The following is a 25,693-nucleotide window of genomic DNA, read 5'->3' as shown; positions in this document are numbered from 1 at the left end:
GTCTCCGCACATCCCGGATGATACGCTGCCGGGCCCCTGATTAACTGTTTTGCACTATCGACTTGCGACGTTCCACACAAAAGCGTGCCGAACGTCACCAATCCTCAATAATTCGCGCGTGCCGCCTGGATCAGCTTGCGCATCATGCCCATGCCCTTGGGCCGATGCACCGTCGTCCGTTGCGGCGCGAGCCCGCGCAGGTCGACCGGATCGGTCGCTGCATAGAAGGCCAGCCCCGCTAGCGTGGCGAACGCCGGTCCGCCATGCGCCTCTGGCAGGGCGGTCAGTCCGCGCGGCCGGCCGATGCGGACCGAGCGTCCCAGCGCCTGTTGCGCATAGTCGGCGACGCCCTTCAGCTCGGCGCCGCCACCAGTCAGCACGACCTGCCGCCCGACCGGCCCCTCGAACTTCAGCTTGGCGAGCGCGGTGCGCACCTCGCCCATCTGATGTTCGAGCCGCTGGCGGATCACGCCGATCAGCTGCGCCTTGGTGATCTGCGCGCCCTCGCCCGCGCCGTCCTCGGCGGAGATCGGGATCACCGGGATCATGTCGTGGTTGTCGCGCGGGGACGCATTGGCCGACCCGTGGAAGCACTTCATCCGCTCGGCGAGCTGGCGCCGGGTGCCGAACGCCGAGGCGATGTCGTCGGTGATGTCCTGCGCGCCGATCGGGATCGAGGTCAGCCCGACCAGCATCCCGCCCGCGAACAGCGACACGTTGGTGATCCCCGCCCCCATCTCGACCAGCGCGACGCCGAGCTCACGCTCCTCCTCCGACAGGCAGGCCAGCCCCGTCGCGACCGGCGAGGCAATGATCGACTTCACCTCGAGATGCGCCGACCGCACGCACAGGTCGAGGTTGCGCACCGGCGACCCGTCCGCGGCGACGACGTGGATGTGCACGCCCAGCCGGTCGGCATGCAACCCGAGCGGCTTCTTCACCCCCGTCAGCCCGTCGAGCGTGTAGAGCGCGGGCTGTGCGTGCAGCACCATCCGCCCCTGCGGGTCGATCGAGTTGCGCCCCGCCGCGAGCAGTGCGTCGATGTCCTGCTGTTCCACCCGGTGGCCGCCCAGCTCGAACTCGACCTCCGCGACGTCGCTGACCAGCCCGCCGGCCGAGAAGCCGACCCAGACATTCTCGATGTTGATCCCCGCGATCCGCTCGGCCTGCTCGACCGCCTCGCGCACCGCGGCCTCGGTCGCGGCCATGTCGGCGATATAGCCGCGCTTGACGCCGCGGCTCTCGCGCTGGCCGGTGCCGAGCACGATCAGCTCGCCGCCATCGCCCTTCTGCGCGATCATCGCCGACACCTTCGACGATCCGATATCGAGCGCCGTGATCAGGCCCTCGGGTGCTACCTTCGCCATCTAGACTTCCTCGCCTGTTGCGGCCGCCCCCGCGGTCTCCGATCGGGTCTTCATCGACGTCGTATCCTGCGCCGGCACGTCGACGCTGTGCGCCAGGCTCGCGCCCGGCTTGCGCGCGACCAGCTTGGTCGGATCGCGCATGTCGAACCGGATCCAGCCGCGCCCCAGCAGCGGCCGCGACCCGTCGAGTTCGGCGAACTTCACCAGCGCACGAGGCGCCCCATCTTCGGGCAGTGCAAGCGTCTCGCCGCTCTCGAAGGTCAGGTCCCAGCGCCGGTTGCCGACCCAGGTCGCCGCTTTCACACGCGGCCTGAGCGCGGGCGCGGCGGCGAGCAGGGTCTGGTACGACGCCTCCTGCCGATCCGCGCCAGGACCGATCACCAGCGGCAGGTTCGGGATCGCATCGGGCTGCACCGGCTCGAGCAGCACGCCCGCCGCATCGATCAGCGTCAGCTGGCCATTGTCCTGCCACACCGCCGCCGGCGTCCGCTCGACGATATCGACGAGCAGGGTGTTGGGCAGCCGCCGCGACACGTGCGCGTCGGAAATCCACCCGTATCGCAACAACTTCTGGCGGATACTTTCCAGGTCGACAGAGAGCATCGAGGTCTGGTTCTGCTTGTCTTCCAGCGCGACCGCATAGACCGACATGCGGTCCATCCGCTTCAGGCCCGTGACCTCGATCTGGTCGACCTTGAACCCGGCGCGCCCCGCGCCCTCGGCCACCGCGCCGCCGATCATGCCCGGAATCCCGATCCAGACCGCGCCCGCGATGGCCACCGCCGCGCCCGCGCCGAGGATCGACCAGGTCGCGAGCTTCTTCAGCGTCTCCTCGCTGACCGGCAGCATGCCGATCACGCGGTCCATCACCGACACCTTCTTGACCGCGACCTTCCGCCGCGGCGCTGGCCGTTTGGGCGGAGGCCCGCGCTTGATCGTGCGGCTCATGGAGTGCCGTCCACCACCGGCCAGTCCGCGGCCATCGCCTCGTCGACGATCGCCTGGACCAGCGCGGCATAGCTCATGCCGATGTGCCGTGCCTGTTCGGGGACCAGGCTCAGCGGAGTCATCCCCGGCTGCGTGTTCACCTCGAGCAGGAACAGCCCGTCGACCCCGCGCTCGTCGTCCCAGCGGAAGTCCGACCGCGACGCGCCCTTGCAGCCGAGCAGCCGGTGCGCCTCGAGCGCGAGGCTCTTGCACGCCTCCGCGATCTCGTCGGGGATGTTCGCCGGGCATTCGTGCACCGTCATGCCGTCGGTGTATTTCGCGTCGTAGTCGTACCAGCCGCTTTTGGGGATCAGCTCGGTCACCCCGAGCGCCGCCCCGCCGAGCACCGCGGTCGTCAGCTCGCGCCCGCGGATATAGGGTTCGGCCAGCAGCTCGTCGAAATCGATCCAGGGCCCGGTCGCATCACGCGCGATCGGGTTGCCGTAATTGCCTTCATCGGTGACGATCGCGACGCCGACCGACGAGCCTTCGTTGACGGGCTTCAGCACATAGGGCCGCGCCATCGGATCGGCCTCGAACAGGTCTGCCGACTTGACGATCCGGCCGCCCGGCATCGGGATACCCGCGGGGACCAGCGCCTGCTTGGTCAGCACCTTGTCGATCGCGATCACCGAGGTCGCGAGCCCCGAATGCGTGTAGCGCAAGCCCATCAGGTCGAGCAGTCCCTGCACCGACCCGTCCTCGCCCGGCGTGCCGTGCAGCGCGTTGAACACGAGGTCGGGCCTCGCCTCGGCCAGCCGCGCCGCGACCTGCCGGTCCATGTCGATCCGCGTGACGCGGTGCCCGAGTGATTCGAGCGCGTCGGCGACCCCCGCGCCCGACATCAGCGAAACGTCGCGCTCCGCCGACCAGCCGCCCATCAGGACCGCGATGTGGAGGGGGTTCATGCCTCCCCTCCCGCCTGCGGGAGGGGTTGGGGGAGGGCCTGTTCGGAACACGTGTCGGACACGCCCTCCCCTAGCCCCTCCCGCGAGCGGGAGGGGAATACCCCAACCCGCTGGATTTCCCATTCCAGCGTCACCCCCGAATGCGCCTTCACCTTGTCCCGTACCTCTTCGCCCAGTGCCTCGATCTCGGCGCTCGACGCAGACCCGAGGTTCAGCAGGAAATTACAGTGTTTCTCGCTCACCTGCGCGTCGCCGCGCGTGAGGCCCCGGCAGCCGGCGGCGTCGATCAGCGCCCAGGCCTTGTACCCCTCGGGATTCTTGAACGTCGAGCCGCCGGTGCGCGATCGCAGCGGCTGCGACGCCTCGCGCTCGGCGGCGATGCGGTCCATCTCGACGCCGATCGTAACGGGGTCGCCGGGCGTCCCCGAGAACACCGCCTCGACCACCACGGCCCCCGCGGGCAGGTCCGAGTGGCGATAGACGTAGCCGAGCCGCGCGGCGGGCCAGGTCTCGACGGCGCCGTTGCGCGTGACGACGGTCGCCTCGACCAGGATGTCGCTGACGTCGCGGCCATAGGCGCCCGCGTTCATCCGGACCGCGCCGCCGACCGTGCCGGGGATCCCGCGGAGGAATTCGAGGCCCGCGATCCCGGCGTCGCGCGCGGCGCTGGCGACGGTGATCCCCATCGCCCCTGCGCCTGCACGAACGCGGCCGTCCTCGACCGAGACCTTCGCCATCGCCTTGGGCAGGCGGACGACGATCCCGGGTACGCCGCCGTCGCGGACGATCAGGTTCGAGCCGACGCCGACCGGGAGCACGGGTGTCGCGGGATCCAGGCTGGCAAGCATTTCCGAAAGATCAGCGATATCGGCAGGCCGAACCAGCCACTCCGCCGGCCCGCCGGTCCGAAACCAGATGAAGTCCGCAAGGCTGCCGTTGGGCACCACCGTCCCCCTCCCGCTTGCGGGAGGGGCTAGGGGTGGGAACGAGATAGCCGCCAACGCGTCGCCCGAGGCGGGAACAGGCCCTCCCCCAACCCCTCCCGCAAGCGGGAGGGGAGAAGATGCGCGCGCACTCACGCCACGACCATCCGCTTCGCGGCGATGGCATCCGCCAACCCGGCCGCCCATTTCGTGATGTCACCCGCCCCCAAGCACACGACCATGTCGTCCGCCTCGATCGTCGCCGCCAGCTCCTCGGCCAGCGCATCCGCATCCGCCACCGTCGCCGCAAACCGATGCCCGCGCCGCTTCAGCCCCTCGACCAAAGCCGCCGCGTCGACGCCCTCGACCGGAGCCTCGCCGGCGGCATAGACCGGCGCGACCAGCACCCGGTCGGCGTCGTTGAACGCGGTCTGGAAGTCCTCCATCAGATTGCCGAGCCGCGAATAGCGATGCGGCTGCACCACCGCGATGACGCGGCCCTTGGCCCCCTCGCGCGCGGCGGCGAGCACCGCGCGGATCTCGACCGGATGATGGCCGTAATCGTCGATGATCGTGGCGCCCCCGCTTTCACCAAAGGGTACGTCGCCGACCTTGGTAAAGCGCCGCTTCACCCCACCGAACTTGGCGAAGCCCTGCTGGATCGTCGCATCGTCGATCCCGAGTTCCAGCGCCACGCCGATCGCCGCCAGTGCGTTCTGGACGTTGTGCCGGCCCGGCATCGGCATCTCGATCCCCTCGATCGAGCGCGTGCCGCCGTCGCGCGAACGTACGATGCACTCGAAGCGGTTGCCGCCCGGGATCGGCGTCACGTTGACGCCGCGCACATCGGCCTGCGCGGAGAAGCCGTACGTCACCACGCGCCGGTCGCGGACGCGCGGCAGGATCCCCTGCACTTCCGGATGATCGAGGCACAGCACCGCGGCGCCGTAGAAGGGCACGTTCTCGACGAACTCGACGAACGCGTCCTTCACCGCGTCGAACGACCCGTAATGGTCGAGATGCTCGGGATCGATATTGGTCACGACCGCGATCGTGCCGTCCAATCGCAGGAAGCTGCCGTCGCTCTCGTCCGCCTCGACGACCATCCAGTCCGAGGCGCCGAGGCGCGCGTTCGATCCGTAGCTGTTGATGATGCCGCCGTTGATCACGGTGGGGTCGACCCCGCCCGCATCGAGCAGCGCCGCGACCATCGACGTCGTCGTGGTCTTGCCGTGCGTCCCCGCGACCGCGACGGTCGACTTCAGCCGCATCAGCTCGGCGAGCATCTCCGCACGCCGCACCACGGGCACGCGCGCGTTCAGCGCCGCCTCGACTTCGGGGTTCGAGCGCACGATCGCGGTCGACACCACGACCACTGCGGCATCGCCGATATTTTCCGCGGCGTGCCCGATCGCGACCGGGATGCCCTTGTCGCGCAGGCCCTGCACGACATAGCCCTCGGCCACGTCGGACCCCTGCACGCGGTAGCCGAGATTCTTCATCACCTCGGCGATGCCCGACATGCCGATCCCGCCGATCCCGACGAAGTGGATCGTCCCGATATCGGTCGCCACGCCCCTCATGCTTCGAAACCCTTCATGCGAATTGCGCCTTCGGCTTGGCCGGCGCGCCGACGGGAAGCCGCGCGACCGGCGAATCCAGGCTCTCGACCAGGTCGGCCAGGTCGCTGACCGCGTTCGGCCGGCCGACGCTGCGCGCGCGTCCGGCGGCATTTTCGAGCGCGGCGGGATCGAGCCCGAGCTTCTGCATCTGCTTGGCCAGCTCGACCGCGGTGAACTCGCGCTGCGCGATCGTGCGCGCGCCACCGACCGTGGTCATCTCGCGCGCGTTGACCGTCTGGTGGTCGTCGGTCGCGCTCGGCAGCGGCACCAGGATCGCCGGCCGGCCTGCCGCGGTCAGCTCGGCGATCGTCGACGCACCCGCGCGCGCGATCACCAGATGCGCCCAGGCGAGCTGCTCGGGCATGTCGGGCAGATAGGTCGCGAGTTCGGCCGGGATCTGATGCTCGGCATATTTCGCGCGTACCGCGTCGATGTCCTCGATGCGCGCCTGGTGCGTCACCTGCAGCCGGCGGCGGAAGGTCACCGGCAGCATCGCGAGCCCGTCGGGCACGACCTGGCTGAGGATGCTCGCACCCTGGCTGCCGCCGGTGACGAGTACGCGGAAGATGCCGTCCTCTTCCAGCAGCGGATAGGGGCGGGTGCGCAGTGCCAGCACCGCCTCGCGCACCGGATTGCCGACGAGGTGCGTCTTCGCTTCCAGCTTCGGGGTGAGGCGCTCGGTGCGCTCATAGGAGGTCGCGATTGCGTCGACGCGGCCGGCGACGAACCGGTTGACCCGCCCCAGCACCGCGTTCTGCTCGTGCACCGCGGTCGGGATGCCGTCCGCGAACGCCGCCAGCAGCGCGGGCATCGCCGGATAGCCGCCAAAGCCGATCACCGCGGCGGGGCGGAAGGTCTTGTACAGCTCGCGCGCCATCGCCCGGCCGCGCCACATCTCGCGCAGCGCCTTCGCCCAGCCAAGCGGTCCGCCGGTGAGGCGACCGGCCGGCAGGACATGCGTCTGGATGTCATCGAACAGCCCGGGAAAGCGCACGCCGCGCGCATCGCTGACCAGCGCCACGCGGTGGCCGCGCTTGGTCAGTTCCGCGGCGAGCGCTGCGGCGGGAACCATGTGTCCCCCGGTGCCGCCGGCGGCCAGGACATAATGCCGAGATCTGTTGACGTTCATTCACCACTCCAGCGGACGACGTAGGGGCTCCGCGTGAGAAACGGATTGCGCCGGGTGAACGCCAGCAGCAACCCCATGCCGATCGACAGCGCGATCATCGACGATCCGCCATAGCTGATAAAGGGCAAGGTCATGCCCTTCGATGGTGCAAGCCCGGTGTTCACCGCCATGCTGACCAGCGCCTGCGCGCCGAACTGCGTCGCGAGGCCCGCGGCGGCCAGCAGCTTGAACTCGTCCTGTTCGTCGAGCAGCTTGACGAACACGCGCACCACGATCGCGAGGAACAGCAGCGCGATGATCGAGCAGGCGATCAGGCCGAATTCCTCGCCGATCACCGAGAAGATATAGTCGGTATGCGCCTCGGGCAGCCCGAACTTGGCCGACCCGCCGCCGGGGCCGGTCCCGGTCCAGCCACCGCCGGTCAGCGTGTTGTGCGCCGCGTTGGTCTGGAAATGATCGCTCGCGCCGTCGCCTTCCGCGGTCGGGAACAGGAACGCGTCGATGCGGTTGCGGGCGGTGCCGTAGAACATGTACGCCGCGCCGAGCCCGATCGGCACGCACGCCACCAGCCCCGCCATCACCCGGATCGGCGTGCCCGCGATCATCAGCAGCGCCATCCACACCGAACAATAGATGATCGTCTGGCCGAAATCGGGCTGGAGCATCAGCATCGCGGCGATCGCCGCGGTCAGCCCCCCGGTGATCAGCACGGTCGGCAGCTCCGGGTCCTTCGCGCGCAGCGACAACAGCCACGCGACGCTGACGATGAACATCGGCTTCAGGAACTCGGACGGCTGGAACTGCGCGAAGCTGAACCCGATCCAGCGGCGCGCGCCGTTGACCTCGACCCCGATGAACGGCGTGACCGCGAGGATCGCGATCAGCACCGCGGTCCCGACCAGCGCCATCCGCCGCGCCATCGGCACGGGCATCATCGACACCCCGAACAGCACCGGCATCGACACCGCGACCCAGATCAGCTGTCGCCAGAAATAATAGAGCGGGGCGAGTTTGCGGTGCTCGCCCGAATAGCGCACCGCGGTCGCCGGGCTCGCCGCCGCCACCGCGATCAGCCCGATCGCGATCAGGAACAAGGTCAGCAGCAGGAGCATCCGGTCGATGTCCCAGAACCAGGTGCCGAGCGGCGAGCGATCGCCACGCCCGCCCCGCCGCTTCATCTTCGCGACGATCCCGCGGCCCTTGATGTCGTTCAGGTCGCTCACAGCGCGCGCATCCGTCATAATGCGTCCACCGCGGCGCGGAACGCGGCGCCGCGCTCCTCGTAATCGCGGAACTGGTCGAAGCTAGCACAAGCCGGCGACAACAGCACGGTCTCGCCTGCGCGCGCCTTAGCCGCAGCCGCACGCACCGCGGCGTCGAGCGTCCCGGCCTCCTCGACGGGCATGTCCCCCTTCAGGATTTGCGCGAAGCGCGGGCCCGCCTCGCCGATCGTGTAGGCGCGGACGACATGGCCGAAGGCGGGACGGCAGGCGTCTAGATCGTCGCTCTTGGCCTTGCCGCCGACGATCCAGTGCACGCGCTCGAACGCGGCGAGCGCGGGCGCGACGGAGTCGGGGTTGGTCGCCTTGCTGTCGTTGACATACGCGACGCCGTCGACGACGCGGACGCGCTCCATGCGGTGCGCGAGACCGGTAAAGCTGGCGAGCCCTGCCTCGATATCGGAGTCGCCGACGCCCAATGCCTTCGCGACCGCGGTCGCGGCGAGCGCGTTCTGCGCGTTGTGCGGCCCCTGCAACGACGGCCACGCGCTCTGGTCGACGGCGGCGCCGGGCGCGACCGTCGTCACACGATCCGATCGCCCCGACAGGCTGTCCGCGATCCGGGCAGACGCGTCGTCGCCGATCCCGATCACCACGGCATGCCCGGCCGACTGCATCGCGAACAACCGCGCCTTCGACGCGGCATAGCCCTCGAACCCGTCATAGCGATCGAGGTGATCGGGCGTGATGTTGAGCAGCACTGCGACGTCGCAGTCGAGGCTCTGCGTCAGGTCGATCTGGTAGCTCGACAGCTCGAGCACATAGACGCCGCCTTCGGGGAGCGGCTCCTGCCCGAGGATCGGCAGCCCGATATTGCCGCCCATCAGCGTCGGGACGCCCGCGGTCTTCAGGATGTGATGCACCAGCGCGGTGGTCGTCGACTTGCCGTTGGTGCCGGTGATCCCGACGACCTTGTGCGGCGGCAGGTCGGCCCGCGCCTGCGCGAACAGCTCGATGTCGCCGATCACAGGGACACCGGCGGCGCGCGCCTGCGCGGCGAGCGGGTGCGTGTTGAGCGGCACGCCGGGCGACACCACCAGCGCCGCGGCACCGGTCAGGTCGAGCAGCGCGGGGTCATGGACGATCACCCCGTCGACCGTTTCGGCCCGCTCGCGCGCCGCCGGATCGCTGTCCCACGCGACGACATAGCCGCCCGCCGCGGCGAGCGCGCGCACGCTCGCCAGGCCCGACCGCGCCAGTCCCAGCACAGCGTACCGCTTCTCCGCCCAGGCGCGTGCGCGGATCACCGCAGCTTCAACGTCGACAGGCCGGCCAGCGCCAGCACGAACGCGATGATCCAGAAACGGATCACGACGGTCGCCTCGGCCCAGCCGAGTTGCTCGAAATGATGGTGGATCGGCGCCATGCGGAACACGCGCTTGCCGGTGCGCTTGTAGAAGAACACCTGGATGATCACCGACAGCGCCTCGACGACGAACAGCCCGCCGATGATCCCGAGCACGATCTCGTGATGCGCGACCACAGCGATGGTGCCCAGCGCGCCGCCCAAGGCCAGCGAGCCGGTGTCACCCATGAACACCGCCGCCGGCGGCGCGTTGAACCACAGGAACGCGAGCCCCGCGCCGACGATCGCGCCGCAGAAGATCGCCAGCTCGCCAGCCCCCGGCACGTGCGGGATGCCCAGATAGCTCGCGAACTTCACGTTGCCCGCCAGATACACGATCAGCATGAACGCGACGCTGGCGATGATCACCGGCATCGTCGCGAGGCCGTCGAGCCCGTCGGTCAGGTTCACCGCATTGCCGAACGCGACGATCGTGAACGCCGCGAAGACGGGGAAGAACCAGCCGAGGTCGAGGTAGAAGCGGTCGGTGAACGGCAGGTACAGATGCGGGCCGTTCTGGCTCATGATGATCGTCGCGGCGATCCCGGCGATCGCGAATTCGAGCAGCAACCGCGTCCGTCCCGACACGCCCGCGCTGCTCGCCTTCCGGACCTTGTCGTAATCGTCCATGAACCCGATCGACCCGAACCCGAGCGTCACGAACAGGCACGCCCAGACATAGGCGTTGCTCAGATCCATCCACATCAGGATGGCGAGCCCCATGCTGGTCAGGATCATCAGCCCGCCCATCGTCGGCGTGCCACGCTTGGCGAGGTGCGTCTGCGGGCCGTCGGCGCGGATCGGCTGCCCCTTGCCCTGGCGGACGCGCAGCCAGCCGATGAAGCGCGGGCCGATGATCAGCCCGATCAGCAGCGCGGTCGCGACCGCGCCGCCGGTGCGCGTCGACTGATAGCGAAGCAGGTTGAGCACGCCGGGAAACCCCAGATGCTCGGCGATCCAGTACAGCATTAGTTTTTTCCGTCCGCGAGGGCAGCGACCAGCCGCGACAGCCCGACGCCGTTCGATCCCTTGACCAGCACCGTGTCGCCCGGCGCCAGGATCGTCCGTAACGACGAAAGCGCAGCGGCAGAGTCGGGCACATGGACGATATCGATCCGCCCCTCAAGCGCGGCGGCCAGCGGCGCCATCGCTTCACCGACCAGCAGCGCCGTTTCGACGCGCGCGGCGAGGATCGGCTCGGCCAGGCCGGCATGATAGGCGTCCGACCCCTCGCCCAGCTCGCGCATCTCGCCGAGCACCACGACGTGCCGTCCGGGCTCGTTGGCCAGCACCGCGAGCGTCGCGCGCATCGAGGCGGGGTTGGCGTTGTAGCTCTCGTCGATCACCAGCACGTCGCCCGCCACGAACCGCGCGCCGCGCCCCTGCAACCCGCCGAGCTCGGCGAGCGCGAGCCCAGCGAGGCCGAGGTCGCCGCCCGCCGCATCGACACAGGCGAGCACGCCCAGCGCGTTCGAGACCCAGTGCATGCCGGGCTGCGCGATCGTGAAGCTCAGCTCGCGGTCGCGGAACGCCGCGGTGACGAAGGTCCCGCCGGTCGCCAGCCGCATCGTCTCGATCGCGCGCACGTCCGCGCCCTTTTCGAGGCCGAACGTCACGATCCGGCCGGCATGGGGCGCAGCATGGCCGATCAGCCGGTCGCGGTGCGGGCTGTCATAGGGGATGATCGCAACGCCGTCCGACCCGAGCCCGGCGAAAATCTCGCCCTTGGCGTCCGCAATCGCGCTTTCGTCGGGGAAGAAGGCGGTGTGCGCCGGCGCGATCGTGGTCACCATCGCGATATGCGGGCGCACCAGCTGCGTCAGCTCGGCGAGTTCGCCGGCATGGTTCATGCCCATCTCGAACACGCCGAACCGGGCCTCGCGCGGCATCCGCGCCAGGCTCAGCGGCACGCCGGTATGGTTGTTGTAGCTCTTGACCGAGCGATGCGCTGCGCCCGGCGCCGCGCGGTCGAGACAGGCGAACAATGCTTCCTTGGCGCTGGTCTTGCCGACCGATCCGGTGACCCCGACGATCGTCGCGGAGGACCGCGCGCGGCTGGCGCGACCGAGGTCCTGCAGCGCGACGAAGCTGTCGGCGACCAGGACGTGCGGATGGTCGGTCGGCGCGGACACGATCGCCCCCGCCGCGCCTTGCGCGAACGCCTGGTCGAGGAAGCGGTGGCCGTCGCTCGCCTCGCCCTTCATCGCGACGAACAGGTCGCCGGGGCCAACCTCGCGCGAATCGAACGCGACGCCGGTCACGGCGAAGTCCCCGGACGCGGTACCCCCGGTAGCCGCGGCGATCTCGGCGGAAGTCCAAAGACTCACTGCCCCCCTCCCGCCTGCGGGAGGGGCTGGGGGAGGGCATGTCCCCGAACGACCACGATCATCGGGGAGGACAGGCCCTCCCCTAGCCCCTCCCGCAAGCGGGAGGGGAACAGCGCCCCCCTCACGCCGCGCACTCCCGCGCGACCGAGACGTCGTCGAACGGCAACACCATGTCGCCGACGATCTGCCCCTGCTCGTGTCCCTTGCCCGCAACCAGCACGATATCCTCGGGCCCCGCGTCACGGATCGCCGCCGCGATCGCCGCGCGACGATCGCCGATCTCCTCGGCGCCGACCGCGCCCTTCAGCACGTCGCGCCGGATCGCCGCCGCATCTTCAGTCCGCGGATTGTCGTCGGTCACGATCACGCGGTCCGCCTCGGCGATCGCGACCCGCCCCATCGTCTCGCGCTTGCCGGTATCGCGGTCACCGCCCGCGCCGAACACGACGACCAGCTTGCCACCCGCATGCGGCTTCAGCGCCGCGATCGCCGCCTCCAGCGCGTCGGGCGTGTGCGCGTAATCGACATAGACCGGCGCGCCGCTCTTCGCGATCGCCGCGCGCTCGAGCCGCCCGCGCACCGGCTGCAAGCGCGCCAGATTGGCGATCGTCGCCGCGACATCGCCGCCGGTCGCGATCACCAGCCCCGCCGACACCAGCGCGTTCGCTGCCTGGTACGCGCCGATCAGCGGCAGGTTCACCGTGTGGGTCCTGCCCTCGGCCTCGATCGTCAGCCCCTGCCCCAGCAAGGTCGGATCGCGCCCGACGAGGCGCAGCGTATCGCCTTGCGTCCCCACCGTGACCAACCGGTTGCCGCGCTCGCGCGCCAGATCGATGACACGTGCGCTCTGCGGGTCGTCCGCCCACACCACCGCGGTGCCCTCGGGCGACAGGATCTCGGAGAACAGCCGGATCTTCGCGGTGAAATACGCCGCCATGTCGCCGTGGTAATCGAGGTGATCGCGGCTGAGATTGGTGAACGCCGCGGCTGCGACGGTCAGCCCCTCGGTGCGGTACTGCGTCAGGCCGTGGCTCGACGCCTCGAACGCCAGGTGCGTGACGCCTTCGCGCGCCAGCCCGGCGACGTTCGACAGGAACGTCACCACGTCGGGCGTCGTCAGCCCGGTCGTCACGCGCTCGTCGGCGGTCGTCACGCCCAGCGTGCCCACCGACGCCGCATGGAACCCCGCCATCCGCCACAATTGCCGCGTCATCTCAACGCACGAGGTCTTGCCGTTGGTCCCGGTCACCGCGACCGAGGTCGCCGGGAACGGCGCGAAGAACGTCGCCGCCAGCCGGGCGAACGCCTCGCGCGGATTGGAATCGGCGATATAGGCGGCGCCCTCGATCTGCAGCCCTGGCCGTGCGACGATCGCGATCGCGCCCGAGCGGATGGCGTCGGCGATATAGTCCTCGCCGTTGACGCGCGCGCCCTCGAACGCGCCGAACACCGTGCCCGGCGCGACCTTGCGATGGTCGATCGCGAACCCGGTGACCTGGCGCTCGCCGGCTCCGGTCCCGTCGGAGTTGATCAGCGCAGCCAGTTTCATCTGTCCATCCTCATTGGCCGGTCGGTTGCTTCGCCCCCGGCTCCTGCCAGAGCAACGGCGTGATGTCGGACACGTCGATATCGCGGTTGGCATCGGGAATCACGCCCAGCATCGATCCGACGCGCGAGATCGTCCGCCCGACGACCGGCGCCGCGTTCCAGGCGGCGGTCTTCCACCCGCCGGTTTCCTTAGTGCCGTTGGGCGAATCGAGCATCGCCAGCACGACGTAGCGCGGCGCATCCATCGGGAAGGCGGCGGCGAAGGTCGCGACGTTGCGCGACCGGTCGTATCCGCCCGCGACCGCGGCCTCGGCGGTGCCGGTCTTGCCGCCGACACGGTAGCCCGGCGCCTCGCCCTTGCGACCGGTGCCGCGCAGCACGATCAGCCGCAACAGCTGGCGCATCCGCGCGCTGGTCGCCTCGCTGATCACGCGGCGGCCCTTGGCGGCGTGACCCGGCTCGACCTTCAGCAGCGTCGCCGGACGCCAGGTCCCGCCATTGACCAGGGCGGCATAGGCGCTCGCCAGGTGCAGCGGCGTCACCGCGATGCCGTGGCCGAACGCGGTGGTCATGACGGTCGTGCGCGCCCAGTATTTCGGCCAGAGCGGCCGCGCCTTCTCGCGCAGCTCGATATCGGGGCGCGTGTCGAAGCCCAGCTTGCGGAACATCGTCTGCATCTTGGTCGCGCCCACTTCGTCGGCCACGCGCGAGGTCGCCACGTTCGACGAATAGATCAGCGTCTCGGGGATGTTCAGCCAGCGCTTCGGATCGCCGCGCTCGTCGTGGATCGTGTAGCGGCCGACCTGCAGCGGATGCGTCGCGTCGAAGCGCCGCGCCATGCTGGTGACGACGCCGGTGTCGATCGCGGTCGCCATCGCGATCGGCTTGAACGTCGAGCCGAGCTCGTAGACGCTCTGCGTCACCGAATTGCGCAGCTCCTCGGTCCCCGCCATCCCGACCCGGTTGGGGTTGAAGAACGGCAGCGAGGTCATCGCGATCACTTCGCCGGTGTCCACGTCGAGCACCACGCCGGCCGCGGCGCGCGCGCCGAACGTCGTCATCGCGCGGTTCAGTTCGCTGTCCATCGCCGCCTGCACCCGCGTGTCGAGCGACAGCGCCACCGGCACATGGTTGAGCGCGGGGTTGGTCAGCCGCTCGTCGAGCACGCGCTCCATGCCGCTCATGCCGTGCCCGTCGGTCGACAGGAAGCCGAGCGCATGCGACGCCATCGTCGACTGCGGATAGAGGCGCTGCGTCTCTCGGTCGAACACGATGCCGGGTTCGCCGATCGCGTTGACCTGCTCGACCAGCGCGGGGCTCGCGCGGCGCTGCAGATAGGCGAAATTGCGGTTCGACGTCAGCACCGCATAATAATGTGCCTGGTCGCCGCCCTCGGGCATCAGCGCGGAGAGCTTGCTGGCGATGTCGCTCGGGTCGCCGATCAGCTTCTTGGGGTGGACCGCGATCGTCCAGGCGTCGATCGTCCGTGCGAGCGGCGCGCCGTTGCGGTCGACGATATCGCCGCGCCCCGCGATCGCCGCGGCCACCGCCTGCGGGTCGGCCATCGAACTCAGCACGCCGAGCATGCCCAGCCGCGCGATCACCAGCAGCACCGCCGCGCCGAACAACACCATGAGCATCATCAGCCGCGTATGTGCCGTCGCAACCAGCGCATGGCGCTGGCCGGCGCTACGCCGCTCGGGGACGGGCCGGGCGACGAGCACGGTCACCGGCGGCGACGCGCCTCGGCGCGGGCACCGCTGAGGATGTCACCCAGCGTGTTGTCGGACAGCAGCTTGTCGTCGAGCATCGCGACCGCCTGCGGCCGGACCTTGGCGACCGCCAGCTTGGCGCTCAGCTTGTCGGCCATGCGCTGCGGCAGCGCACGGACGATCGCCGCCTCGGCGGCGCGCGACGGCGCGGTCGAGACGTGGATCACCGCGGGCTTGAGCGCGGCGTTGGCGGCGGTCTGCACCGCGACCTTCATGACCTGGGGGGCTGCCTGGGGCGCCGCCTGGGCCTGGGCGATGGCGGTGGGCTGCGGCATCGTCACGGGCATCGACGGCACCAGCAGCGACGCCATCCGCGTGTCGGCGGCGCCACCCAGCGGCTGGTTGACGTCGATCGCGGCGAGCGCGCTCTCACTGGTCACGAACTGGCCGGCGACCGGGGCGGACAGCGCCAGCGTGTCGCCGTTCCAGCGCTCGAGCTGCGCCAGGTTGCCGCGCGTGTCGAACTCGGTCTCGAGCGCGCGGATATCGCGCTCGGCCGACCGGATCTGACCGTTGACCGCCTCGAGCTTCTTGCGCTCGGCCGCCACCTGCAGTGACACCAGGTAGAAGCCGAGCACGACGGCCACACAGCCCCCGAACCAGCCCACGCCCCTCAACCGATACGCCGCCGTCATCTCGTCACCTCGTTCGCCCAGGGTAATGCCGCGGTTCGCCGCGCCGTTCGTAATGTTGCCGACCGTGCACGCGGGTTGCGCGCCAGCTCGGCCTCGCTCGCCTTCACGCCGCGCCCGACCGCCTCGAAACTCGGGGCGACCGGCGCATTGGCCTGCGGAAGATGTCGCGAACCTGAAGGGGTGCCGCCGCTGCGCGCGCGCAGGAAATGCTTCACCATCCGGTCCTCGAGACTGTGGAAGGTGACGATCGCGAGACGGCCGCCCGGCTTCAGCACGCGCTCGGCGGCGGCCAGGCCATCGGCCAGCTCGCCCAGCTCGCGGTTCACATGGATGCGGATCGCCTGGAAGACGCGAGTCGCCGGATCCTTCTTGTCGTGCGGCTTGTAGCCGAGCGCACGGCGGACGACGTGCGCCAGCTCGCCCGTGCGCGTCAGCGGGCGCGCCGCGACGATCGCGCGCGCGACGCGGCGCGACTTGGGCTCGTCGCCGTAGCGATAGATGATGTCGGCGATCTCGGCTTCGTCGGCGTCGTTGAGGAAGTCGGCAGCCGACATCCCCGCCTGCGCCATCCGCATGTCGAGCGGCCCGTCGGCCTGGAACGAGAAGCCGCGCTCGGCCTGATCGAGCTGCATCGACGACACGCCGATATCGAGCGTCACGCCGTCGACCGGCACCGCGCCGCGCGCCGCGAGTTCGCTCTCCATCGCGGAGAAGTCGGCGGCGACCAGCGTCAGCCCGTCGAGCGCCAGCGCCTCGCCCGCCGCGATCGCGTCGGGATCGCGGTCGAACGCGATCACCCGCGCGCCGCTCGACAGCAGCATGCGCGTATAGCCACCGGCGCCGAACGTGCCGTCGACGATCGTCTCGCCGGGCGCGGGGGCGAGCGCGGCGACGACCTCGTCGATCAGGACCGGGATGTGCGGTTCGTCGGGACGGCTCACAGCGCCACCCCGCGTTCGGCCATGTAGAAGCGCGCCATCTCCTTGACGACGGGGGGCAGCCCGTCGGTGGCAATCAGCGTCGCGGGGTCCCAGATCTCGATATAGTCGAGCACGCCGTAGAAGAACGCGTGCCCCTTGATCCCCGCATAGAAGCGCGGGAACGCGGGCATGATGAACCGCCCGGAGCCGTCGAACGGCACCGCTTCGCCCGAGGCACCGGCACGCTTGCGGTTATAGTCGATGTCGCCGTCGTCGGCGAGGTTGGCGGCTTCGAGCCGGTCGAGGCGCTCGGCGAGCAGGTCGACATAGCCGGGATCATAGGCGACGAGGCACCGGTTCTTCTGATGTGCGCCGATGATGATCGTCCCGCCGTCCTTGCCATTGGCCTTCGGCGCGTTGGCGGAGAGGATGGCGCGGAGTGCGGAGGGGATGGCTACCCGACCCTTGTCGTCGACAAGGCCGATGCCGTCTCCCTGATACCGACCCCTGTTCGTCACGCCAATCAGCCCCATGCATGGCGCGCGCGCTTTCTCGTTCCGAAACACGACCTTCGTCGCGATTCCGGTGCCTGCGTCAGCAAACGATAGAGCGTGCCCCTGTGTTAATCTCTGTCTATCACAGCGATCACGGGACGCAACGGGAGATTCGGGGAATTAAGGGGATTTACTGGGTTTTCGCCTGCCAGTCCGGGGAAATGTCCAACCGCCACGGTTCGGTGCCCGGAAAACCGCGATCCCGACGGGCACGACCGCCCCGTCCCCGGCAAACGGGGACGAACGGGACGTCCGGAACGAGGTAGGAGGACGGGGATGGAGGCATATCCCCGAATTTCCCGGCTTACTGCGCCGCCTGCGTGTTCGCACTGGGCGCGACGCCCATCTGCGCCAGCGGCTCGCCAGTGCGGTCGGCGTCGACGCTGTTGGAGACCGCCATGTTCGCGACGACGTCGGGCTGCGCGGCGCCGGCGGCCTGCACCGGCCGCTCGCGCGTGGCCGACCCGATGATCGCACCCGCCAGGCCGATCATCAGCACGATGACAGCGAGCCCGATCATGCCGACCTTGGCACGCTGCATGCTCTGGGAAAGATTCTGTTTCGGCTTCATCTTGTCGCGCGGAGATACCCGACTGTCGCGCGATTGTCGACCGAACCTCAATCCAGACCCTTTGCCGCACGCCATTCCGGGTCGTAAAGCGTGGAAAGATAGCGGAATCCGGTATCGCACAGGATCGTCGCGATCCGCTTTCCCGGGCCCAGATGCCGCGCCAGCGCGACCGCCCCGGCGACGTTGATCCCCGACGACAGGCCTAGGCACAGCCCCTCCTCGTCGAGCAGCCGATGCACCCATTCCATGCCCTCGCGGTCGGACAGGCGGAACTGCGTGTCGATCGGCGCGCCCTCGAGATTGGCGGTGATCCGCCCCTGCCCGATCCCCTCGGCGACCGACGACCCCTCGGCCTTCAGCTCGCCATGCGCATAGTAATTGTACAGCGCCGCGCCGTGCGGATCGCTGAGCGCGATGCAGACGCTCTCGTCCTTCGCCTTCAGCCCCAGCCCCACGCCCGCGATCGTGCCGCCGGTGCCCGCCGCGCAGGTGAAGCCGTCGACGCGGCCGTCCATCTGCGCCCAGATCTCCTCGGCGGTACCAACGATATGCGCGCGCCGGTTGGCGATGTTGTCGAACTGGTTGGCCCAGATCGCGCCCGGCGTCTCCTCGGCGATCCGCCGCGAGGTGTGGACGAAATGGCCGGGGTTGGAGAAGGCCGCGGCGGGCACCAGCACCAGCTCGGCGCCCAGCGCGCGCAGCGTGTCCATCTTCTCGCGGCTCTGCGTCTCGGGCATGACGATGATTGTCTTGTAGCCCTTGGCGTTGGCGACCAGCGCGAGGCCGATCCCGGTATTGCCCGCGGTGCCCTCGACGATCGTCCCGCCCGGCTGCAGCATGCCGCGCGCCTCGGCGTCCTCGACGATGTACAGCGCGGCGCGATCCTTCACCGACGCGCCGGGGTTGGTGAATTCGCACTTGCCGAAGATGTCGCAGCCGGTCGCCTCGCTCGGCCCCTTGAGCCGGACGAGCGGAGTGTTGCCGATCAAGGCCAGCGTGTCGGATGTCGTATGCATCAGGCCTAGATGGCGCGGCATGCGCCCGGCGACAAGCGAGCTAAGCTTTCGCCGCGAAAAGCCCTCCGTCACTACGGATGCCCGAACCAGTCCGGTAGGATGGGTCAGGCATCATCCCGTCGCCGGTCCGCATCGGCCGGTCGCACGCATGGCTCCGTTTCCCGCGCGGCTGGCCGATGCCGTAGCGTCCGAATATGGTCATGCGAAGGTAAACCATCTTGACGCTCCATGCTGCATGCGCGAAGCCCGGTCCCGCTATGAAAACCCTTCCCATGACCGCCGTCGCCGCGCTGCTCGTGCTGGCTGCCTGCAACTCCAAGCCTGCCGCACCCGAGGTGCTGGACAGCAATCCGGACCCCATGGCGAACACGCTCGCCAACGCGGCCCCCGTCGAGCTGCCGCCGGCGATCAAGTCGGAAAAGACGTTGCGCTGCAAGGACAACACGCTTGTCTATGTCACCTTCTTCGAAGGCGACAAGCAGGCCGTCGTGAAGACCAAGCAGGACGGCACGCCAACCAAGCTGGTCGCCGAGGCTGCCGGTGCGGCGAAGACCGCCGAGGGCGGCTGGTCGATGACCGGTGGCGACAGCGAAGTCGTCCTGACGCAGCCGGGCAAGGCGGCCCAGACCTGCCACACCTGATCGGCGACGGTCTGATCCCACAAGTCCTATCCGGCCGGCGGTACTCCCGTCGGCCGTTTTTGCGTGCGCCGCTTGCCTAAGCCGCCGCCGGGCGGCACGCTGCACGTCATGGCCACCATCGCGATCTACAGCCTGAAGGGCGGCGTCGGGAAGACGACGCTGGCGGTCAATTTGGCCTGGTGCGCGGCCGCGCTGTCGGCACGTCGCACGCTGCTCTGGGATCTCGACCCGCAGGCCGCGGCGACCTGGCTGCTCGGCGGGACCAACCGCGACCAGGCGCAGGCGGTATTCTCGAAGGACGTCTCGGTCGCCAGCCAGGCCCGGCCGACGCGCTACCCGAAGCTCGACCTGATCGGCGCCGATGCCTCGCTCCGCCGGCTCGACCAGCTGTTCCACGATCTCGACAAGAAGAAGCGGCTGGCCAAGCTGCTCGCAGAGCTCAAGGGCTATGACCGCGTCATCCTCGACCGTCCGCCCGGGCTGACCGAGACTGCGGACCAGGTGATGCGCGCCGCCGACCTTATCGTCATCCCGGTGATCCCCTCGCCGCTCGCGCAGCGCGCCTATGCCGAAGTCGTCCGCCATCTCGGTGGGCGAGCGCCGCTGATGCCGGTCCACGTCATGGTCGATCGCCGCCGCGCGCTGCATGCCGAGGCGCTCGCGGCCGAACCCGGCTGGCCGGTGATCCCGATGGCGAGTGCGATCGAGGGGATGGCGGCGAAACGCAAGCCCGTCGGCGTGTCTGCACCGCGCTCCCCCGCCGCACAGGCCTTTGCCGACCTGTGGCGCGCGATCGAGCACCGGATCGCCTGATGGAGATGCTCGACCCGCAACTCGTGCTCGGTGCCTATTCGGTCGGGGTGTTCCCGATGGCCGACGATCGCAACGCGGCCAGCGTTTATTGGGTCGAACCGCGCCGCCGCGCGATCCTGCCGCTCGACGGTTTCCGCCTGTCGAAGTCGCTCAGGAAGCGGGTCGTCTCCGATCGCTTCCGCGTCACCGTCGACACCGCGTTCGAACAGGTCGTGCAGCTGTGCGCCGAAAGCGTCGAGGGACGCCCCGACACCTGGATCAACGCCGGGATCGAGCGCGTCTTCCTGACTCTGCACGCCATGGGGTTCGCGCATTCGGTCGAATGCTGGGACGGCGATCGGCTGGTCGGCGGGCTCTACGGCCTCGCGCTGGGCCGCGCGTTCTTCGGCGAGAGCATGGTCAGCCGTGCGACCGATGCGTCGAAGGTCGCGCTCGCCTCGCTGGTCGCGCGGTTGAAGGCAGGCGGGTTCACGCTGCTCGATTGCCAGTTCCAGACCGCGCACCTCGCCTCGCTGGGCGCGGTCGAGATCGCGCGCGCCGATTACGTGGCGTTGCTCTCCGCCGCGCTCGACGGCGTCGTGGGGGCGTCTGGTTCGACCTCGGCGGCGGGCGACTTCTTCGCGCTCGACCGCTTGGCCGGCGCCGCCTCGGACGCCGACGTCGTGTCCGGCCCGGTCGCCGGGAAGGTCATCGCGCAACTCTTGGTCCAGACGTCGTAGATCGGGTGCTCGACCGCGTTCAGCGCGGGGCGCTCCTTGTACAACCAGCCCGAAAACGTCCGCCGCCACTTCTTGTCGATGCCGCGTACCACGACCTGGACGAATGCGCCGGTCAACTGCTCGGGCTCCCAGGGGGCGGTCCGCTCGCAGGCGCGCAGGCGAAGCACGACGTCACCGAGCCGGGTCGCCTGGCCGGGTTTCAACGTGATGTCGCGGGTTTCGCCGTTGCGCTTGTTGAGCAGGCCGATCACCGCGACGCGCTGTGCCATCGGGGTGCCGCCGTTCGCGAGCGTCGCGCTGGCGGTATCTATCGTCTCGACCGAGGAATCCGCGCTTTCGTCTGCCATCGGCAGGTCCTGCCGCGCGGCGACCGTCGTGGGGCGGTCGCCGGTCCAGGCGCGATAGCCGAACCAGCCACCGAGCCCGAGCACCGCGACCAACACGGCCGCGGCGATCCAGCGTGTCATCCTTCGGGCGTCCACGCTTCGTAATCGCCCGTCGCGGCGGCGCGGGTGCCGCCCTTTTCGAGCGCGCCGGCAGGGCGATAGGCGAGCGCGGTACCGGTCTGGTTGGCGAGCGCGGGCTTCTGCCAGCTGCGGACCGGCGGCAGCGCGCGGTCAGGCACGTCGTCGACCTGGTGATGCAACCAGCTGAACCACGGCGGCGGCACGCGGCTCGCGTCGTTCGACCCCGAATAGATCACCCAGCGCCGCGGGTTGCCGTTGGTGTCCTTGCCACCCTCGTAATAGAGGTTGCCGGCCGCATCCTCCCCCATCTTCGCCTTGCCGCGAAGGCCGAATTTGGTGCCAAGGGTGGCGCCGTTCCACCAGGTGAAGGTCGATGCGAGGAAGCCCATGGCCGTGCGCTTAACCCGAAGGCTGCCGGGCGGCAATTGGTTATTGTTACCGCCCCACGGATCCTCCCCCGCCAGGGGAGGTGGCACCGAAGGTGACGGAGGGGGAGGACACGAAACAGCGGTTACCCTGTCCGCCCTCCGTCAGGCTGCGCCTGCCACCTTCCGCTGGCGGGGGAGGATCGGAAGCGCCCTACCCCTTCGGCCCGCCGGCCCAGGTCACGCGGTCGCCCTCGGCGATACCGAGTGCCGCCGCCCTGCCGCCCATGATCTCCAGCACCGCGCCGACCGGCTCGCCCGACGGGATCGGCGTCTCCGAGAACGGCACGGTGTTCTCCGCGATCCGCGCGATCGTCCCGTCGGGGCGGATATAGACGATGTCGAGCGGGCTCGGCGTGTTCTTCATCCAGAAGGCTGCGTCGCGCGGGGCCCCGCCGCCCGCCGGATAGGGCCAGAAGATCATCCCGCCATCGGGCTTCAGGTCGGTGCGGTACATCAGCCCGCGCTCCTGTTCGGCCGCCGTCTTGGCGATCTCGACCGTGAACGCGTGCGCGCCGTTGGTGCTGGTGATGCTCAGCGGCATCGTCCGCACCGCGGCCTGTTCGGTGTCGCCGCCACGCGTCGCGACCACCGCGACGCCACCCGCGCCAACCAGCAGCAGCGCCGCCAGCGCCGCCTTCATCGATACGATCATCAGAATCCCTCTTCGACAGCCACCGCGAGCGGACCCTTGCGTCCGTCGGTGATCCGCGCGCGCAGCGGCTGGTCGGGCTCGACCGTCTCGATACCCCCGCGGCGCAGCGTTTCCATATGCACGAAGATATCGCTGCCGTCGCTGTCGCGGACCAGGAAGCCATAGCCCTTGAGCCGGTTGAACCACTTGACCGTCACCGCCTCGAACGGCCCGGCATCGGCGACCAGCAATGCCGGGTCGACGCGATCGGTCGCGCCGGGGGTGCGCGACGCCTCCTCGACCGCACCGGACATATCGATCGACACGATCTCGCGCGCCTGGAAGCCGCGGCCACGCTGGACGACGAGGGTCTCGACCCGAGCGCCCTCGGGCAGGCTGCGGCGACCATGGGGTTGCAGCACCGAGAAATGGACAAGGATGTCGCCGACGTCCGCATCGTCCGCCACCGCGAAGCCGAACCCGCGTGTGACGTCGAACCATTTGATCGTGCCGGACGCCGCCCGCGCGTCGCTGCTCCCGGCCGCGCCCATGGCTATGGCGCCGCCCGGCTGCTCATTGTCCGCTTGCGTTTCGCTACGCATCTTACCACCCCTTGCCCCCTAGCTAGCATGGTTCGTCGAACCCGCAACGACTTGGGATATAGTCATTCAAAATCTTTCTCGTCGACATCGTCCTTCGGCGGCGACGAGACGATTCGCCGCGCCAGCGCAAAGCCGTGCCCGGCGCGGATCATCGCGCCGATCTGCTTCTCGCGCAGCACGCGGTCGGCTTCGTCCAGCGCATAGGGCCCGATCCGCTTGCGGCGTGCAAAGGCCAGCGCGGACGTCACCGCGCGATCGGCGATCGCCGGCGCCACCGCATCGGTATCCGCCTCGTCGATCCGCGCCTCGCGCAGCGCGCCCGCGACGCGGCGGCCGCCGAGCCCGCGGCGCTGCATCGCCGCCGCCTTCGCCTCGGCGAACACGCGGTCGTCGACATAGCCCAGCCCTGCCATCCGCTCGGCGAGCGCGGCGGGATCGGCCGGCTCGCCCTCCCAGCCGCGCTCGCGGATCTTGCGCACCAGATACTCGGTGAGCTTGCCGCGCGAGGTCGCGAAGCGCTCGACATAGCGAAGCGCCAGCCGCTCGAGCGCGGCGGCGTCGAGCGGCGGGATGGGGCGACGCTCGCGCGCGGCTTTGCTTTGGTTAAAGGTCACGCCATCATTGTGCCACACTGACAGCCGAAATTGAACGCCACGGTCTGTCAGGGCCATTTTCTGGCGCCGCGCGTTGCGCAGCGGCGCTATTGACGAAGACAGGGACTGCGATGACCAACCTCTCGGTGAGCACTGCGGATCCCATCCGCACCACCCCGACCGCAGACGCGCTGCCGCGCCGGTTCGCCGACTTCGGTACGCTGGGTGAGGCGCTGGACTATGCCGCGACCGGCGTGCGCGGGCTGAACTTCCACGACGCGCGCGGCACGCTCGCGCGGCCCTACCCTTATGCGGAGCTGCACGCCGACGCGCTGGCGATGGCCGACCGGCTGATCGCGGCAGGCGTCGTGCCCAAGGATCGCATCGCGCTGGTCGCCGAGACCGGCCCCGAATTCGCCGCGCTGTTCTTCGGTGTCGTGTACGCCGGCGCATGGCCGGTGCCGCTGCCGCTGCCCGCCTCGTTCGGCGGTCGCGAATCCTATATCGAACAGCTCCGTGTCCAGCTCACCAGCTGCGACCCCAAGATGCTGATCTTCCCGCCCGAACTCGCGCAGATGGCGAGCGAGGCGGCCCGGCTTGCCGGCGTCGAGGGCATCGACTGGTCGGCGTTCGCGCAGGGGGAGGCCCCGAAGGCCACGCTGCCCAAGGCGAGCCCCGACGACATCGCCTATCTCCAGTACAGCAGCGGATCGACCCGTTTCCCGCACGGCGTGGTCATCACGCACGCCGCGCTGCTCAACAACCTCGCCGCGCACAGCCACGGCATGGCGGTCTGCGAGACCGATCGCTGCGTCTCGTGGCTGCCCTGGTACCACGACATGGGACTGGTCGGCTGCTTCCTGTCGCCGATCGCGAACCAGGTCTCGACCGATTACCTCAAGACCGAGGATTTCGCGCGCCGTCCGCTCGCCTGGCTCGACCTGATCAGCCGCAACGACGGCACCACGCTCAGCTATTCGCCGACCTTCGGCTACGACATCTGCGCGCGCCGCATCTCCAGCCAGACCAAGGCGAGCGACCGCTTCGACCTGTCGCGCTGGCGGGTGGCGGGCAACGGCGCCGACATGATCCGCCCCGACGTCATGCAGAGCTTCGTCGACGCGTTCGCGGACGCCGGGTTCAAGGCCAGCGCGTTCCTGCCGAGCTACGGTCTCGCCGAGGCGACGCTCGCGGTCTCGCTGATGCCGCCGGGCGAAGGCATCCGCGTCGAGCTGGTCGAGGAGACCCAGCTCTCGGGCGGCGCGCACGGCAAGGACCGCCCGCAGCGCTACCGCGCGATCGTCAACTGCGGCAAGCCGGTGCGCGACATGGTCGTCGAGATCCGCGAAGAGGACGGCACCCCCCTGCCCGAGCGCGCGATCGGCAAGCTGTGGTGCAAGGGCAAGTCGGTGATGGTCGGCTATTTCCGCGACGACGCCGCGACCGAGGCCTGCATGTCCGACGGTTGGCTCGACACCGGCGACATGGGCTACATGTCCGACGGCTATATCTACATCGTCGGCCGCGCCAAGGACATGATCATCGTCAACGGCCGCAACCACTGGCCGCAGGACATCGAATGGGCGGTCGAGCAGCTGCCGGGGTTCAAGGCCGGCGACATCGCCGCGTTCGCGATCACCACGCCGGGCGGCGAGGAAACCCCCGCGGTGCTCGTCCAGTGCCGCAGTTCCGACGAGGCGGAACGCACACGCCTGCGCGACGAGATCCGCGACCGCGTGCGGTCGGTGACGGGGATGAACTGCGTAATCGAACTGATCCCGCCGCGCACGCTGCCGCGCACCAGCTCTGGCAAGCTCAGCCGCACCAAGGCGCGCAACCTGTATCTCAGCGGCGACATCAAGCCGTACGACATCGCCGCCTGACGCCATCCCGGT

Annotated in this window: 25 protein-coding genes and 1 pseudogene; 4 read left to right on the top strand and 22 right to left on the bottom strand. The window is 69.5% G+C overall.

Annotation, left to right across the window (positions count from 1 at the left end):
* Window positions 1-104 precede the first annotated feature (104 nt).
* The 17 genes from ftsA to FSB78_RS02840 all read right to left on the bottom strand — a co-directional run bounded on the left by ftsA (window position 105) and on the right by FSB78_RS02840 (window position 18,904).
* A complete protein-coding gene (ftsA, locus tag FSB78_RS02920; RefSeq protein WP_147079806.1) occupies window positions 105-1,367 on the bottom strand; it encodes a cell division protein FtsA in 1,263 nt (420 codons plus the stop codon).
* Window positions 1,368-2,315, bottom strand: a complete 948-nt coding sequence (locus FSB78_RS02915) for a cell division protein FtsQ/DivIB (protein ID WP_147079804.1) — start codon at window positions 2,313-2,315, stop codon at window positions 1,368-1,370.
* Window positions 2,312-3,262 carry a D-alanine--D-alanine ligase gene (locus FSB78_RS02910; RefSeq protein WP_147079802.1) on the bottom strand — a complete coding sequence of 317 codons (951 nt, stop codon included), beginning with the start codon at window positions 3,260-3,262 and terminating at the stop codon, window positions 2,312-2,314. Before FSB78_RS02910 ends, FSB78_RS02915 begins: the two co-directional genes overlap by 4 nt.
* Complete coding sequence (gene murB / locus FSB78_RS02905; protein ID WP_422396724.1) at window positions 3,259-4,254, bottom strand: UDP-N-acetylmuramate dehydrogenase; 996 nt, start codon at window positions 4,252-4,254, stop codon at window positions 3,259-3,261. Before murB ends, FSB78_RS02910 begins: the two co-directional genes overlap by 4 nt.
* A gap of 83 nt (window positions 4,255-4,337) precedes the next feature.
* Window positions 4,338-5,768, bottom strand: coding sequence for a UDP-N-acetylmuramate--L-alanine ligase (gene murC / locus FSB78_RS02900; RefSeq protein ID WP_147079798.1), 1,431 nt, complete (start codon window positions 5,766-5,768; stop codon window positions 4,338-4,340).
* Between the two features lie 13 nt (window positions 5,769-5,781).
* Window positions 5,782-6,936 (bottom strand): undecaprenyldiphospho-muramoylpentapeptide beta-N-acetylglucosaminyltransferase, encoded by a 1,155-nt coding sequence (gene murG, locus FSB78_RS02895; RefSeq protein ID WP_147079796.1) that lies wholly within the window; start codon window positions 6,934-6,936, stop codon window positions 5,782-5,784.
* Window positions 6,933-8,114 (bottom strand): FtsW/RodA/SpoVE family cell cycle protein, encoded by a 1,182-nt coding sequence (locus FSB78_RS02890; RefSeq protein WP_147083972.1) that lies wholly within the window; start codon window positions 8,112-8,114, stop codon window positions 6,933-6,935. The genes murG and FSB78_RS02890 overlap by 4 nt, the downstream gene beginning before the upstream one ends.
* A 59-nt stretch (window positions 8,115-8,173) precedes the next feature.
* Window positions 8,174-9,463 (bottom strand): UDP-N-acetylmuramoyl-L-alanine--D-glutamate ligase, encoded by a 1,290-nt coding sequence (gene murD / locus FSB78_RS02885; protein WP_147079794.1) that lies wholly within the window; start codon window positions 9,461-9,463, stop codon window positions 8,174-8,176.
* Window positions 9,460-10,530: a phospho-N-acetylmuramoyl-pentapeptide-transferase gene (gene mraY, locus FSB78_RS02880; RefSeq protein WP_147079792.1), complete on the bottom strand. Its 1,071-nt coding sequence runs from the start codon at window positions 10,528-10,530 to the stop codon at window positions 9,460-9,462. The genes murD and mraY overlap by 4 nt, the downstream gene beginning before the upstream one ends.
* Window positions 10,530-11,888, bottom strand: a complete 1,359-nt coding sequence (locus tag FSB78_RS02875; protein ID WP_147079790.1) for a UDP-N-acetylmuramoyl-tripeptide--D-alanyl-D-alanine ligase — start codon at window positions 11,886-11,888, stop codon at window positions 10,530-10,532. Before FSB78_RS02875 ends, mraY begins: the two co-directional genes overlap by 1 nt.
* 121 nt (window positions 11,889-12,009) lie before the next feature.
* Entirely contained in the window at window positions 12,010-13,437 is a 1,428-nt protein-coding gene (locus FSB78_RS02870; protein ID WP_147079788.1) for a UDP-N-acetylmuramoyl-L-alanyl-D-glutamate--2,6-diaminopimelate ligase, read from the bottom strand.
* Between the two features lie 10 nt (window positions 13,438-13,447).
* Window positions 13,448-15,166: a peptidoglycan D,D-transpeptidase FtsI family protein gene (locus FSB78_RS02865; protein WP_147079786.1), complete on the bottom strand. Its 1,719-nt coding sequence runs from the start codon at window positions 15,164-15,166 to the stop codon at window positions 13,448-13,450.
* Window positions 15,163-15,843 (bottom strand): hypothetical protein, encoded by a 681-nt coding sequence (locus tag FSB78_RS02860; protein ID WP_147079784.1) that lies wholly within the window; start codon window positions 15,841-15,843, stop codon window positions 15,163-15,165. Before FSB78_RS02860 ends, FSB78_RS02865 begins: the two co-directional genes overlap by 4 nt.
* Window positions 15,840-16,784 carry a 16S rRNA (cytosine(1402)-N(4))-methyltransferase RsmH gene (rsmH, locus tag FSB78_RS02855; protein ID WP_147079782.1) on the bottom strand — a complete coding sequence of 315 codons (945 nt, stop codon included), beginning with the start codon at window positions 16,782-16,784 and terminating at the stop codon, window positions 15,840-15,842. The genes FSB78_RS02860 and rsmH overlap by 4 nt, the downstream gene beginning before the upstream one ends.
* Entirely contained in the window at window positions 16,781-17,281 is a 501-nt protein-coding gene (locus FSB78_RS02850; protein ID WP_147079780.1) for a division/cell wall cluster transcriptional repressor MraZ, read from the bottom strand. The genes rsmH and FSB78_RS02850 overlap by 4 nt, the downstream gene beginning before the upstream one ends.
* 340 nt (window positions 17,282-17,621) lie before the next feature.
* Window positions 17,622-17,858: a hypothetical protein gene (locus FSB78_RS02845; protein WP_147079778.1), complete on the bottom strand. Its 237-nt coding sequence runs from the start codon at window positions 17,856-17,858 to the stop codon at window positions 17,622-17,624.
* A 77-nt stretch (window positions 17,859-17,935) separates the two neighbouring features.
* Window positions 17,936-18,904, bottom strand: a complete 969-nt coding sequence (locus tag FSB78_RS02840; protein ID WP_147079776.1) for a cysteine synthase A — start codon at window positions 18,902-18,904, stop codon at window positions 17,936-17,938.
* A 272-nt stretch (window positions 18,905-19,176) separates the two neighbouring features.
* Between FSB78_RS02840 and FSB78_RS02835 the strand changes: the two genes are divergently transcribed.
* From FSB78_RS02835 to aat, 3 genes are all read left to right on the top strand, one after another.
* Window positions 19,177-19,545 (top strand): hypothetical protein, encoded by a 369-nt coding sequence (locus FSB78_RS02835; protein WP_422396666.1) that lies wholly within the window; start codon window positions 19,177-19,179, stop codon window positions 19,543-19,545.
* 108 nt (window positions 19,546-19,653) lie between these two features.
* Window positions 19,654-20,358: a ParA family protein gene (locus FSB78_RS02830; RefSeq protein WP_147083971.1), complete on the top strand. Its 705-nt coding sequence runs from the start codon at window positions 19,654-19,656 to the stop codon at window positions 20,356-20,358.
* Window positions 20,358-21,077 carry a leucyl/phenylalanyl-tRNA--protein transferase gene (gene aat, locus FSB78_RS02825; protein ID WP_147079772.1) on the top strand — a complete coding sequence of 240 codons (720 nt, stop codon included), beginning with the start codon at window positions 20,358-20,360 and terminating at the stop codon, window positions 21,075-21,077. Before FSB78_RS02830 ends, aat begins: the two co-directional genes overlap by 1 nt.
* A gap of 35 nt (window positions 21,078-21,112) precedes the next feature.
* On the opposite strand, the pseudogene FSB78_RS19415 reads toward aat, so the two are convergent.
* The 5 genes and pseudogenes from FSB78_RS19415 to FSB78_RS02800 form a co-directional block, all read right to left on the bottom strand.
* Window positions 21,113-21,346: pseudogene (locus tag FSB78_RS19415) on the bottom strand (DUF2155 domain-containing protein); the annotation flags it as partial.
* A 194-nt stretch (window positions 21,347-21,540) separates the two neighbouring features.
* A complete protein-coding gene (locus FSB78_RS02815) occupies window positions 21,541-21,933 on the bottom strand; it encodes an NADH:ubiquinone oxidoreductase subunit NDUFA12 (RefSeq protein ID WP_147079770.1) in 393 nt (130 codons plus the stop codon).
* A 190-nt stretch (window positions 21,934-22,123) separates the two neighbouring features.
* Window positions 22,124-22,624 (bottom strand): DUF192 domain-containing protein, encoded by a 501-nt coding sequence (locus FSB78_RS02810; protein ID WP_242007950.1) that lies wholly within the window; start codon window positions 22,622-22,624, stop codon window positions 22,124-22,126.
* Window positions 22,624-23,154, bottom strand: a complete 531-nt coding sequence (locus tag FSB78_RS02805) for a cold-shock protein (protein WP_242008398.1) — start codon at window positions 23,152-23,154, stop codon at window positions 22,624-22,626. The genes FSB78_RS02810 and FSB78_RS02805 overlap by 1 nt, the downstream gene beginning before the upstream one ends.
* 113 nt (window positions 23,155-23,267) lie before the next feature.
* The gene (locus FSB78_RS02800; RefSeq protein ID WP_242007948.1) at window positions 23,268-23,819 is read right to left on the bottom strand and encodes a regulatory protein RecX; all 552 of its coding nucleotides are present in this window, start codon (window positions 23,817-23,819) and stop codon (window positions 23,268-23,270) included.
* 110 nt (window positions 23,820-23,929) lie between these two features.
* On the opposite strand from FSB78_RS02800, the gene FSB78_RS02795 reads away from it, so the two are divergent.
* Entirely contained in the window at window positions 23,930-25,681 is a 1,752-nt protein-coding gene (locus tag FSB78_RS02795; RefSeq protein WP_147079764.1) for a fatty acyl-AMP ligase, read from the top strand.
* Window positions 25,682-25,693 lie beyond the last annotated feature (12 nt).

The sequence above is a fragment of the Sphingomonas ginsenosidivorax genome (assembly GCF_007995065.1).
GTDB classification, from domain to species: domain Bacteria; phylum Pseudomonadota; class Alphaproteobacteria; order Sphingomonadales; family Sphingomonadaceae; genus Sphingomonas; species Sphingomonas ginsenosidivorax.
Note: the sequence above shows the minus strand (reverse complement) of the source record. Positions and strands in the feature narration are given on the sequence as shown.